The following is a 13,358-nucleotide window of genomic DNA, read 5'->3' on the forward strand; positions in this document are numbered from 1 at the left end:
CATAAATAAAGCACAGCCTGACTTAGATAATTCGGATTAAACTCAGTTTATTGAGATTTCCAAATTACAGTCCCATTCTCAATGGTGAAATCGAAGTTCAGCCAGTAAGCCATCTTTACTGGCACACTGACTATTCCTGTTTGAGAATGAATCCCTTGTAATCCAAGTTCCTCAACAATAGGATGGCTATCTGCATTATAAATTTTCACCTCGAACTTATTTCCCACATCACCTGAACTAAGAATTTTTCCGCCATGATATTTAGACATTTTCATTAAAACTTCAATGATTGCTTGATAACAAGCACGACTAGAATCTTCTACATCACGGAACTGTTTCAGACAGACACTGGTAATTGATTGATAAGTCAGTGATTCAATAATACTCAATGGCAAAGACCAACTCCAACCTGGTATTTCTAGATTTCCTTGGTTTTGGAAAATTAATTTTCTCAATTCTGGCATTAGCTCATTGAGATTACTTAGTGTTTGACTAGCCCCATTTTTTTCTCCTTTATCTACTTGTAATACTTCCAATAGTCGTCTTTTTTCTGCTCTTGTTTGTGGACTGAAATCTTTCCATACTAATGTATCTACAGTAAATAATTCTGGCTCCTGTTCAGGATGAGGAATTTGAAAATTGCCAATTTCCTTACAAATTCCATAAATTTCACGACCTGCAACTAAGATAGGTGAATCATTGACAATAATATAAGGCATATAACAAACAAGGCGCTCTCCAGTAAAGTCTTTCCCTACTTGTTTTCCAGCCACAGCTATGACCCAAAAGATTACTTCTTCTTCTAAACAGTAACCTTTTTCACTATCAGGTTTTTCCCTGGAAGCTACTGAATCCATAGTCGCAAATGTCAGTAAAACATAATGTGTCGCTGGACGATATTGGATTTCCCCTCCAGCAGGTTCGTTAAAGTTCTTGTCGCACAGTTGCTGTAATTTTGCTAAAGAACCTTCCAATAAAAACCCATAAATACTAGTATTTATGAAGTTAAAAGGTTGGCTCAAACATTGCTCATTCGGACGGGGAATATATTTAGGATAAGTTGTGGAATTATTAGCAACAGGAAAAAATTGTTTGACAAAGTTGTTAATTTCATCTTCAGTTTTTTCACCCTTAAGAGCTAATTCTTGAATTATTTGTTCTACAGATTGCGGAGGTCTATTTAAGTTTTCTTCCCATTTTTGGGGATTGCCAAGTACTTCAAATACTGAATTGGCTGCTCCCATAGCGATATGAAAACCAGTTTGCAACAATTGCTGATAGTTATTTATATTCATTGATAACTCCTAAATATCTGATTCGCCCGCTATTTTTTGTGGATAACCCGAAATTGCTCTAGATGCCAGCATTCCAGAGGTGACTGTTGCTTCAATACTCCCAATATTAATACCATTACGAGTCCAATCACCAGCTAAATAAAGATTTTCAAAACCTGATTGATCTGGTTTTAAACGATATTGAGTAGTTCCTTTGAGCGATAAAACATAACGTTCTGACGGCTCAATATTTGCCCGCCAAAATTGAGAATCAAATCGTTCTAGGCCATTACCTTCCTTGGGATCTAAAAGTAGATTCCAGTCAATTTCTTGGGAATTTTGAACTGAAGTAATTTTTGGCCACAAGATAGGAATATTTTCCTTAAACCAGTTAATTGCTTCCTCTTTAACTCGATTCATTTCTTTATCTGGAAACTCATGGTCTGCAAAGTGGGTAATTTTTTCAGTATCTGCTAATGGCCCACAAAAATAAGCGATACTACCCGGAAAATGCTCTGAATGCCAGCTTTCTTGGATATTGAGGTGACTCATATCAGCCCAAGTATTAAAAGGATGTGCATAAGCATCGACTACAGGACTAGGCATTATCCAACCTAAATTCTTTAAATCTGGCTTTAACCAAATTTGAAGTGCTTGAGTTTGTACAGTCTTAACTTTTTCTACCATCTCCTGCCATTCTTGACGAGCTTGGATTAGTTCTGGGCAGATATGTTTTAATGCTCCTAGGGAAATACCTAGTACTACTAAATCAAAATCTTCTCCCGCACTGAGGGTGATTTCCTCAACGTCCGTCCAATGTGTCCAGGCAGATTCTAGATTAATGTTCTTGGCTTTGAGTTCTTCCCCTTCTACTATTTGGTCGTAAAGAGGAGTGCTAGGCCAGCAGGGTAAATCTTTAACGCTAATAAGAGGGTTGTATACATCATTTTGCAGTGTGACTTGGCGACTAATCTGAATTTTAGCGATCGCATTCTGATTCTCGTCAAGCTCTAAATTTTTGACGCGATGGAAAAATTTAAATTTCACCCCGCGCTGTTTGAGAACTTCGTAAAGTGGGGCAAAAATTGTATCCCCCATTCCCGCTTGCATTTTCCAAAAAAATGCACCTTTGTAGGAAAGTTGCATACGAAGAGAGAACCGCAATCCGATTCCTGCGGCTAAATTTGGGCGTTCTACGTTACCATTCTCGTAACCAAAAACCAGATCATAAAGACCCCGAACTAATGGCGAATTGATACTGTGTTTAGTAGCACCATGTTTGGCTAACCACTCTTGAATATCATAGTTATCAATTACATCTAAACCATTAAATAAAAGACCATCAATAATTACACCACGCACTATTGTGTAAGCCAAATCTACAATTATCCAAAGCCGACGAAATTTGTGGTGTGTCTCTATTATTTCTTCAAAACTCTCAAAAAGCCAATTTTTAAACTTTTCTAGCAACCAAAGTAGAGCTTGGTGTTGTACTGCTTGGTGCTGAGAAGGCTCTTGAGGTATTTTCTGAACTAGCTTCTGGGCAATATACAGGAAGGAAATTTCACTAGGTAAAATGCGAGTATCCCACTCAATTTCCATCTCTTTTAATAAAGATGTTAACCAGGTTGGAATTTCGTTTATTTGAGGACATGGTTCTTCATCATTCACCAAAGTATTGAGTGAATAAGATGAACTTTGGAATTGATTGACCATAAACTCTATGAGCAAACACATATGTCCCCAAATAGAAGGTACTTCGTTTCCTTCCCCAGGCAATGAATCATTGACTGGAAAATCAAATGGCCAGGGAATCCACTGTTTATTAATATATTCTGGGACAACTATGAAGTTGTGTGGTTTAAAAGCATCTTGCCATGTGGCCAGTGGCATTTTAGGACTTCGCCCTAATTCTTCATAGCATTGACGCATAACTTTAAATGTATTTTCGTAAGATCCCATGAAGATGTGTAAGCCATGTTCTTCAATTCGATTTTGGGCATTTATATTGCGTCCACTTGCCCCTTTTCCACCCAGCCGCCATCCCATTTGATAAAGGGTAATATCATATTTTTCTTGCCAGTCTGGTTGATTTGTTAACTCAATTGCTGTAGTTAGGGAAGCCATACCACCTCCCAAAATAGCGATTTTTTTTTGATTTGGAATTTTTGACATTATTTTTCCTGCACCTAAAACTAAGGAAAGAATCAATTTTGTATTTCTCCGCAAACATATCTGCAATGCTATAAAGCCAAGTAGCTTTTTTTATGTAAAAGCTACTTCTACAAGAGTTTGTAATTTTTGGCTGTAGTCTAGTAGTGCATTGTTATCACGCACCATAAATTTGGCATCTTCCATGCACTTGGAGAAACAACTACGGGAGATTTTTACACTATGTTCTGGTGTAAATAGTTTGTCGTGCTGTTCTGCTGCTGAGAGTAGTGTTTGATAGGCAGGAAGTAAGCACATTAAGCTGGCTAGTCGATAACCTACAGCTTCATATGGTATATCTATTACGTAGGAGACAGAATTATTGATCTCGGTCATGACATTGCCTAAAATCTTTTGCGTCCACTTTTTTGGTGCGCCTTTTAGCAATAATGGCAAGTTATCGGCTTCTTGTATCCATACGTCTGGCAAATAGCATATGCCATTCGCCAAATCTTCAGGAAAATCTTTAACTATGTTGGTTTTTTGCAGGGCTTGACCGCAGGTTTGACTATGTGATAATAGACCTTTGGCAGTATCTGTATTGAATTGGTAATGGTCTATAGCTAACTCTGTACCCATGAGTCCAACAGTACCAGCGGCAAAGTAACAGTAGGAACTGTAATCATTTTCTTCAGCTAAGATCCGCACACCATTACGTGTAACCATCAGAGGTTTTTGTTGGTCATCTAATATTTTTTCTATACCCTCAACCATAGCCTCAGCCCAGCGGGCTATTATCTCTCTAACGCTATCTGGTACGAGTGCATAAATTTTCCATAACATTAGTCCATGTTCTAAAGTCATTAATTCTTTTTGATCGGTATTGAGTCCCCACCAATCATCAAACGACCAATTTGACAAAATATCTGGAGCTACATTTGGTTCTTTCAAGAGTCGCTTAAACTCGTTAAAACGACATCGCTGCCATTCAAATGGTTTTTGGCAGTCTTCAATGTTATCAGCAACACGAAAAATCAAATAAGCAATGGACATGAAAGCATCTAAAGGTTCTTCTAGGCAGGGAGTTACTAAAGCAAAAGAGCGAGAAACCTTATTCATGTATTCTTCTATATACTTTTTCTGCTCTTGTAAAAGATAAAACGTTAGCATTATTACTCTCCATTCGGTAATCAAGAATAAATTTGATGAAATAACTGACTCATTATCCGAGCCGAGATTAAACCAAGAAGCTGATATGATGTTACCTTACTTAGTACACATTAATAAAAAAGAGGTTCAGAGTTACTCTGAAGGATAAATTGTTATACTGAATTTCCATAATTTTAATTTGCTACTCGCATCAATGACGATTGTACTTAGTACACTACCTAACTTGATGTTGATTAAAATCGAGTAGATTACGTAGTTTTAGAGGTTGTTTGAAAAGAGTTTTTCTATATTCATGTTGAACGCAGCACAGCGGAGTGAAATATCTCTATAATATGTCTAAAACCTTAGATTCTTCTCTCTACTATGGCTGGTTAACGCCATACTGCGCCATCAGAATAACAAAATGATACCTGCTCTGACTATTCTGTGCAGCCTTACATAAAATTGGTATAAGTCGTTCGGAAGTATTGAACAATTTCCAGAGTGTGATGATAAGCCATGATTAATTTATCTAATTACGAAATTTTAAAGTTAATTTATAATGGAGATAAAACTACTGTTTATCAAGCCAAAAGCAACGAGGATGGTAAATTAGTAGTCATTAAAATCTTAAATATAGATTATCCTAGCCTCAAAGATATTGCTAAATTAAAATATGAATATGACCTCCTAAAAAATTTAGATATAGGAGGAGTCATAAAAGCTTACAGTCTGGAAAAATATAATAATAGTTTTGCGTTAATTTTGGAAAATTTTGATAGCATATCTATTGATAGTCTAATTAAAGAGCAGCAAATTGAATTACTTGATTTTCTAAAAATAGCAATCGAAATTACCCAAGCGATAGGCGAAGTTCATCAACATCATATTATTCATAAAGATATTAAACCAGCAAATATTCTTGTTCACAGGCAAACACATCAAATTAAAATTATTGATTTTTCTATTTCATCTCTTCTCCCTAAAGAAAAACCTAAATTTAGTAATCCTGATTCCCTAGAGGGAACCCTTACTTATATATCCCCAGAGCAAACAGGAAGGATGAATCGTTCGCTTGATTATCGTACCGATTTATATTCTTTGGGAGTGACTTTTTATGAGATGCTCACAGGGAAATTACCCTTTGAGGTAACTGATCCAATGGAATTAATACACTGTCATATTGCCAGACAGGCAGTACCAGTAGATCAGTTAAAGCCAGAAATTCCCCAGGTAATTTCTGCAATTGTCATGAAGTTACTTAGTAAGACGGCTGAAGAAAGATATCAAAGTGCTTTTGGACTCCAATTTGACCTAGAAAATTGTTTGAATCAGCTAGAAAATATTGCTCAGATATCTAGCTTTACAATTGGACAACATGATCAATCTAGCCAATTACAAATTCCAGAAAAACTTTATGGTAGAGAAGTAGAAATAGCAACTTTATTAACAGCCTTTGAACAAGTCAATCAAGGACAAAAGGAGTTGATTTTAGTTGCTGGTTATTCAGGAATTGGTAAGTCGGCTTTAGTCAATGAAATTCATAAGCCTATTATCCAAAAGAAAGGCTATTTTATTACAGGTAAATTTGAGCAATTTAAACGTAATATTCCTTATGCTTCTCTCATTCAAGCTTTGCAAGAATTGATTAGACAATTACTGACAGAAAGTGATGTACAGTTAGCATCTTGGAAAGACAAGTTATTAAAAGCATTGGCTCCTAATGCTCAGATTATTATTGATGTAATTCCGGAAGTAGAACTAATTATAGGGAAACAACCAGCAGTACCGCAACTAGCTCCAAATGAAACTCAAAATCGTTTCAACTTATTTTTTCAAAAGTTTATAAGTATCTTAGCCAAAAAAGAACATCCATTGGTTCTATTTTTAGATGATTTACAATGGGCAGATTTAGCTTCTCTCAAATTAATTCAACTATTATCTACAGATACAGAAATTCAAAATTTGTTAATAATTGGAGCCTACCGAGATAATGAAGTAGATAGTACTCATCCATTAACTTTGACTTTACAGGAAATTGAAAAAACTGATGTAATTGTCAGGACTATTAACTGTCAACCTTTAAAAATAACTGACATATACCAATTAATTATTGATACTTTTAAATGTGAATTAGAAAGAGCAAAGCCATTAGCAGAATTAATTTTTAATAAAACTGATGGAAATCCATTTTTCTTAACTCAGGTACTTAAGTTTATTTATCAAGAAAATCTACTTTTGTTTAATTTTAGTACAAGTAATTGGCAATGGAAAATTGAGCAAATCCAAGAAATAGATATTACTGATAATGTTATCGAGTTAATGCTCAGTAAAATTCAAAAATTACGGGAATGTACACAAAATATTCTCAAATTAGCTGCTTGTATTGGCAACCGATTTAATTTAGATGTACTTTCTGTTATTAACGAAAAATCTCATCAGAATACAGCCCTAGAATTGTGGGAAGCTCTTGAATATGGTCTAATTTTGCCACTAGATCATACTTATAAACTACCTCAATTTTTAGAGCAGATTGATGATTTTGTAATTGATTATAAATTTCTCCATGATAGAGTACAACAAGTAGCTTATGGATTGATTCCAGATGGAAGAAAAAAGGAATCTCACTTAAAAATTGGTCAATTACTTTTAAACAATTTAGACCAAAGCTTAAAAGAAGAAAAAATATTTGATATTGTTAATCACCTAAATATTGGTGCTGAATTAATTAATTCCCAAGTAGAAAGATATAATTTAGCTCAATTAAATCTCATAGCTGGAAGCAAAGCTAAAGATTCTACTGCTTATGAGTCTGCTGTTAAATTTTTTAACCGAGGTTTAGAAATGCTGGCAACTGATAGTTGGCAGACTCATTATGAATTGACACTAAATCTTTATGTAGAAACAATAGAGATGGAGTATTTAAATACAAATTTTGAGCAGGCAGAAACCCTGTTTGATGTTGTTATACAACATAGTAAGAATATTCTTGATACAGTTAAAGTATATGAGAAAAAAATTCAATCTTACGTTTCTCAAAGTAGGATGCGAGAAGCATTAGATATAAATTTACAAGTTCTAGAAATGCTCGGAGTTACTTTATCTCAAAAACCACCAACAAGATTGAGCATTGAGGAGTTTGCTAATCTGCCAGAAATGACTGACCCTAGAAAACTCGCTGCTATGAGAATGCTGATCACAGCAATACCTCCTGCATATTTTACAGAACCTACACTTCATCCATTGATTGTTTTTACAATGATTGAGCTTTGTCTCAAGTATGGAAATTCATCTTTAGCAGCACACGCTTATGTGTCCTATGGATTAATATTAATAATTATACCTAAACCTCTGCGGGATATTGAATTAGGATATCAGTTTGGTAAGTTATCTTTACATATTTTAGAACAATTTGATACTAGAGAAATAAAGCCTAAATCTTATGCAGTATTTAATATGTTTGTTAAACACTGGAAAGAGCATCTTAAAACATCAATAGAACCACTACAAGAGGGATTTAAACTTGGTATAGAAGCAGGAGATTTTGAATATGCAAGCTATAGTGGTTTACTATTTTGTATGCATCAGTTCTTTGCTGGAGAAAACTTAGAATTACTTGAGCAAAATCAGACTCCATATATAAGCTTTACACAAAAATTCAAGCAAGATTATTTTACATTTTCCCTGAAAATATTTAGGCAAACGGTTAGTGATTTTATCCAAGGAGTAGAAAATGAAGCCTATCTAGAGGGCGAAATTTTTAATAATTCGATGATGCCGAAGTTGATAGGAAATAACACAGCTACTTTTTATTTATATTTTGGTAAAATTATTCTTTATTATTTCTTTAAAAATTATACTCAAGCTGTTAATCATGCTCATTTAGCCAAACAATATGAAGTTGGAATTAATGGAAAAATTTACATAGCTCAATATAATTTTTACTATTCTCTAGCACTTCTTGCTCTCTATATGGAACGCAGTTCTGATTCAGGTTTTGAACAGGAGAATGAATTAGAAGCAACTTTAGAGAAAGTAGTAGTAAATCAAGAGCAATTACAGGAATGGGCATTTTATGCTCCAGTAAATTTTCAGCACAAGTATGACCTTGTAGAGGCCGAAAAGGCTAGAGTTTTGGGACAAACCCTAGTCGCAATGGAATATTATGATCAGGCTATTCGGGGTGCAAATAATAATGGATATATTCAAGAAGAGGCTCTAGCTTATGAACGCGCAGCAGAATTTTATCTCGCTTTGGGAAGAAATGAGTTTGCTACATTATACATAAAGAAGGCTCACTATGGTTATACGCGCTGGGGTGCGATCGCAAAAGTTAAAGATTTAGAGTCAAGATATCGAGAGTTAATTTCCCCATCATCCACAACAAATAAAACACATACAACAGAGGCAACAATTACTGTATCTGCAACTAGTTCTAAAACAAATAATCTGGATTTGATCACTGTTATTAAAGCGTCACAAGCATTATCTGAAGAAATTCTTTTGGATGAGTTAATCGAAAGTTTAATGCAAATTGTGATTGAAAATGCTGGCGCTGAAACCGGGTATTTGATTTTAGAAAAAGAAGGAAACTTATTTATAGAAGCTAAAAAAGGTGTTAACAGAAATGAGTTTAAATCTCATCAAATCGTTGGCACTAATGACCAGTATTTACCTGTATCTTTAATTAAATATGTGGAAAGAACTAGAGAATATATAGTGATTAGTAATGCTACTTCTGATGGAATATTTACAACTGATCCTTATATTATTAAAAATCAAGTTAAATCTATTCTATGTATGCCTATTGTTCATCAAGGTAAACTTATTGGTATTCTTTACCTGGAAAATACTTTGATTGTCGGAGCGTTCACACCTAACAGATTACAAGTATTAAAAATACTATCTTCTCAAGCAGCTATTTCTTTGGAAAATGCGCGACTCTATGCCAATTTAGAGGAAAAAGTGGTTGAAAGAACTCAGGAATTGAATAAAAATAATCGCAAATTAGAAGAAACGCTAAGTGAGCTTAAATTTACCCAAACCCAACTGGTTCAAACTGAAAAGATGTCTAGTTTAGGGCAAATGGTTGCAGGTGTTGCCCATGAAATCAATAACCCAATTAGCTTTATTGCTGGCAATTTAACTCACATTGATGAGTATGTACATGATCTACTGACTTTAATTAAACTTTATGAGGAAGTATATCCTCATGCTGTGCCAAAAATTAATGAATATATGGAAAAAATTCAACTTGATTTTCTCATAGAAGACATACCTAAAACTCTGTCTTCTATGAGAAACGGTACGCAGCGTATTAGTGAAATTGTGCTGACATTACGTAACTTTTCCCGACTTGATGAATCTGATCTGAAGCTTGTAAATATTCATGAGGGAATTGATAGTACTTTGGTAATTTTGAAAAATCGTTTCCAAGCTAATGGAAAGAGTTCTGCTATTGAAATTATTAAAAACTATGCTGATTTGCCTAAAGTTGAATGTTATGCAGGGCAATTAAATCAGGTATTTATGAATATTCTAGCTAATGCTATTGATGCTTTAAATAATTTAAATCAGGAACAGAGAGTAGCCAGTAATAATCATCAGAAAACTATTATAATCTCCACTAAAATAGTAACGCCTAATTGGGTAACTATATCTATTAAAGATAATGGTAAAGGGATGAGTGCAACTGTTAAACAAAAAATATTTGACCCATTTTTTACTACGAAACCAGTGGGAGAAGGTACTGGTTTAGGATTATCCATAAGTTATCAAATTATTGTGGATAAACATCATGGTAAGATTGAGTGCATTTCTGAGCTTGGAGAAGGAGCGGAGTTTGTAATTGAAATTCCTCTACTACAACAAAAGCAGTATGTAAATGCTGTCAAGCAAGTTATTTAAACAACATTTAATCTTTAGTCAGAAACTTTAATTAATATTAAGATCGTGAATTAATAGATTCAAATTTACTAATTTTGAGAGTGATGTTTGACAGCTTGTCTTTTGACTCAGATGATGGCTCGGATGAGAATTATATGAGGATATTGCAACTAATCAGCGATTGTCGTAGAGAGAACACGAAATGAAAAAGATTATTTCTATATTACTGTTAGGCATCACCATCTTCACCTTTGCCTTCAGTAATCCCGCTTTAGCGGCTGATGCTGCTGCTGGAAAAGTAGTATTTACAGCTAATTGCGCTTCTTGTCACGCGGGTGGTAAGAATCTAGTTCAAGCTGACAAATCCTTGAAAAAGGAAGATTTGGAAAAGTATGGTATTTATTCAGCAGCAGGTATTGTTGCTCAAGTTACCAATGGTAAAAATGCTATGCCTGCCTTCAAAGATCGTTTAAAGGCAGATCAAATTGAAAATGTAGCTGCTTATGTACTTGAACAGGCAGAAGCTGGCTGGTAGAAATTAGTTGACATTTGAGTTGCTCAATTAATAATTTGCGGGGCTTTTTGTCCCGCTAATTGTTTTAATCTCAGCACAAGCACCGTAACCGTTCAGAGGGTGTAAAGAAAACTTTGTCGTGTGGTATCTCAGAGTTTTCGTAAAATGGTATGACTGAGAGGATGATGGAATATCGGTTTTATGATTGGTTGTCCTAAATTTTAGTTTATAGAAATTTACATTTACTCTCAAACCCGAAGCTAACCATCAATCAATCTATAATCCTCAAATTTGAAAACCAAGTTTGACAGCCTGTCATTTGACTAATGCAACTTCATCAAAAGAGAATTATAGAAGATATGTCGCTTAATAAGTGATTGTTGTAGGGAGAACACAAAATGAAAAAGATTATTTCCGTATTACTGTTAGGCATCGCTATATTAACCTTTGCCTTCAGTAGTCCCGCTTTAGCGGCTGATGCTGCTGCTGGAAAAGCAGTGTTTACAGCTAATTGCGCTTCTTGTCATGCGGGTGGTAAAAATTTAGTTAATGCTGCGAAAAGCTTGAAGAAAGCAGATTTGGTAAAGTACGATATGTACTCAGCCGAAGCTATCATTGCTCAAGTTACTAAGGGTAAAGGTGCCATGCCTGCTTTTAAAGGTCGTTTAAAACCAGCCCAGATTGAAAACGTAGCTGCCTATGTACTGGAACAAGCTGATAAAGATTGGAAGTAAGCTAATTTTTCATAAGTTCAGGACTTACGCAAAACATCACGAAAGTAGGGTAATTCATGAATTACCCCTACGAAAGAATAGGGTTTTTGATTACTTTGTGCGTAAGTCCTAAAGTTGATCAACTCATAATTTGCGGGGCTTTTTGTCCCGCTAATTGTTGATGGCTGAAATTATCAAAGGAGATAGTGATTGATGAATTTCTGGAGATTAATTTTCAGTGTAATGATTATAGCTTTTTCTTTGATGTTTTTTACTCCTGGTGCCAATTCATTATCTGTTGCTAATAGGGAAATTACAGCTAGTGAATTGTTTAAATTAGGTGTGAATCAAATGCAGCAAGATAATTACCAAGCTGCAATTAAGTATTTGAATTTGGCAATTGAAACCCAAGAAGAGTTTATAGCAGCCTACAAAAATCGCTGTTTGGCATATCTACAGCTACAAGATTACCATCAAGCGATCGCAGATTGCACCCAAGCACTAAACTTAGCACCTGATGACTCAGAGGCTTATCTCAACCGGGGACTAGCACAATACCGACAGGGTAATTATCTCCATGCTATGGCTGATTATGATCAAGCTATTGCGCTTGAACCTGATAATTTCCGCGCTCACTACAACCAAGGTATAGCTTTTGCTGGAGAAGGTAATCACTCTGAAGCCATAATTGCTTACAACCGAGCATTAACTCAAATCGATCCTAATACTACCCTACTGCTTGCAGATATATACAACGACAGAGGTTTAGCTTATTTTGAGTCGCAAAATTTAGCAGCAGCTATGAACGACTTTAATTTAGCAATTGATCTCAACGCTAACGATGATAGAGCTTACTTTAACCGGGGTTGTATTAGTGGACGCATTGGTGATAACTTGGGCGCAATGGAAGATTTTTCGCAAGTTATCAGGCTGAAACCTAGTCATGCGCTGGCTTACCTTAACCGAGGAATAGCGAACTATAACTTAGGATACTACCAAAGAGCGATCGCTGATTTACAACAAGCATCAGCATACTTTGGAAAGCAAGGACAGGAAATTGCCCACCAAAAAACCCTAGATATGCTGAAAATTGTACAACAAGAAATCTCATTCACACAAGAAATAGCTTAACTCTACCCATCTGGGAAGGAATTGAAAAATCAACTTCCTTCCTCTTAACTCACATCTTGCACCTACCGAATAAACCCAGAAATAGCAGATGCAAATTACAAAAAAAATCACAGTGTACAAAAGCTAAGTATCCAGGAGTATATAGTCATAAAGGTAACTTCTGGAACAGGAATATAGCAATTTCCAAGCTCATGAAATACACCCCACACTCGCTGTCGCGCACCCTCCCCTTACCAAGGCTACCGTGTACACACAAGTGATCTGATTACCCAAAACAAGCCCTTGAATCTTTGTTTCCTCAAATTGCCGTGTCTCTTCTTTTACTTGATATCCAGCGACTTGCTCCCCTTGCACGTGGTTGTGGTTTTGACATTCATGTTTCCAGGTGCAAGATGTGAGTATTGATACTATTTGATCTGATACACCCTAAAATCTTATATTGAGTATGACACACCCAGATTTAGCCCCATATTATATGTCAATAGTATGAAAAATGTGGCAGTTTAGTCAATTTGACTACAAAATGTGCAGAAATATCTG

At 35.3% G+C, this 13,358-nt stretch carries 7 protein-coding genes; 4 read left to right on the top strand and 3 right to left on the bottom strand.

Annotation, left to right across the window (positions count from 1 at the left end):
* Nucleotides 1-47: 47 nt before the first annotated feature.
* The 3 genes from ACOWPH_RS24370 to ACOWPH_RS24380 all read right to left on the bottom strand — a co-directional run bounded on the left by ACOWPH_RS24370 (nt 48) and on the right by ACOWPH_RS24380 (nt 4,595).
* Nucleotides 48-1,295, bottom strand: a complete 1,248-nt coding sequence (locus tag ACOWPH_RS24370) for a hypothetical protein (RefSeq protein ID WP_015212696.1) — start codon at nt 1,293-1,295, stop codon at nt 48-50.
* 9 nt (nt 1,296-1,304) lie between these two features.
* Complete coding sequence (locus tag ACOWPH_RS24375; protein ID WP_015212697.1) at nt 1,305-3,449, bottom strand: NAD(P)-binding protein; 2,145 nt, start codon at nt 3,447-3,449, stop codon at nt 1,305-1,307.
* A gap of 90 nt (nt 3,450-3,539) precedes the next feature.
* Nucleotides 3,540-4,595, bottom strand: a complete 1,056-nt coding sequence (locus ACOWPH_RS24380) for a phytoene/squalene synthase family protein (protein ID WP_015212698.1) — start codon at nt 4,593-4,595, stop codon at nt 3,540-3,542.
* Nucleotides 4,596-5,093: 498 nt separating this feature from the next.
* Here ACOWPH_RS24380 and ACOWPH_RS24385 point away from each other — a divergent pair, with 498 nt between their 5' ends.
* The 4 genes from ACOWPH_RS24385 to ACOWPH_RS24400 all read left to right on the top strand — a co-directional run bounded on the left by ACOWPH_RS24385 (nt 5,094) and on the right by ACOWPH_RS24400 (nt 12,818).
* Entirely contained in the window at nt 5,094-10,481 is a 5,388-nt protein-coding gene (locus ACOWPH_RS24385) for an ATP-binding sensor histidine kinase (RefSeq protein ID WP_015212699.1), read from the top strand.
* 181 nt (nt 10,482-10,662) lie between these two features.
* The gene (petJ, locus tag ACOWPH_RS24390) at nt 10,663-10,995 is read left to right on the top strand and encodes a cytochrome c6 PetJ (RefSeq protein ID WP_015212700.1); all 333 of its coding nucleotides are present in this window, start codon (nt 10,663-10,665) and stop codon (nt 10,993-10,995) included.
* A gap of 377 nt (nt 10,996-11,372) precedes the next feature.
* Nucleotides 11,373-11,708 (top strand): cytochrome c6 PetJ, encoded by a 336-nt coding sequence (gene petJ, locus ACOWPH_RS24395; RefSeq protein WP_015212701.1) that lies wholly within the window; start codon nt 11,373-11,375, stop codon nt 11,706-11,708.
* Between the two features lie 192 nt (nt 11,709-11,900).
* Complete coding sequence (locus tag ACOWPH_RS24400) at nt 11,901-12,818, top strand: tetratricopeptide repeat protein (RefSeq protein WP_015212702.1); 918 nt, start codon at nt 11,901-11,903, stop codon at nt 12,816-12,818.
* The last annotated feature ends 540 nt before the right edge of the window (nt 12,819-13,358 follow it).

The organism is Anabaena sp. PCC 7938, assembly GCF_049315035.1.
Taxonomy (GTDB): Bacteria; Cyanobacteriota; Cyanobacteriia; order Cyanobacteriales; family Nostocaceae; genus Anabaena; species Anabaena cylindrica.

What these genes read in the sequence shown, in the direction of transcription:
- petJ (WP_015212700.1), top strand. Translation starts at nt 10,663, where the DNA reads ATGAAAAAGATTATTTCTATATTACTGTTAGGCATCACCATCTTCACC.
- petJ (WP_015212701.1), top strand. Translation starts at nt 11,373, where the DNA reads ATGAAAAAGATTATTTCCGTATTACTGTTAGGCATCGCTATATTAACC.
- ACOWPH_RS24385 (WP_015212699.1), top strand. Translation starts at nt 5,094, where the DNA reads ATGATTAATTTATCTAATTACGAAATTTTAAAGTTAATTTATAATGGA.
- ACOWPH_RS24370 (WP_015212696.1), bottom strand. Translation starts at nt 1,295, where the DNA reads ATGAATATAAATAACTATCAGCAATTGTTGCAAACTGGTTTTCATATC.
- ACOWPH_RS24380 (WP_015212698.1), bottom strand. Translation starts at nt 4,595, where the DNA reads ATGCTAACGTTTTATCTTTTACAAGAGCAGAAAAAGTATATAGAAGAA.
- ACOWPH_RS24375 (WP_015212697.1), bottom strand. Translation starts at nt 3,449, where the DNA reads ATGTCAAAAATTCCAAATCAAAAAAAAATCGCTATTTTGGGAGGTGGT.
- ACOWPH_RS24400 (WP_015212702.1), top strand. Translation starts at nt 11,901, where the DNA reads ATGAATTTCTGGAGATTAATTTTCAGTGTAATGATTATAGCTTTTTCT.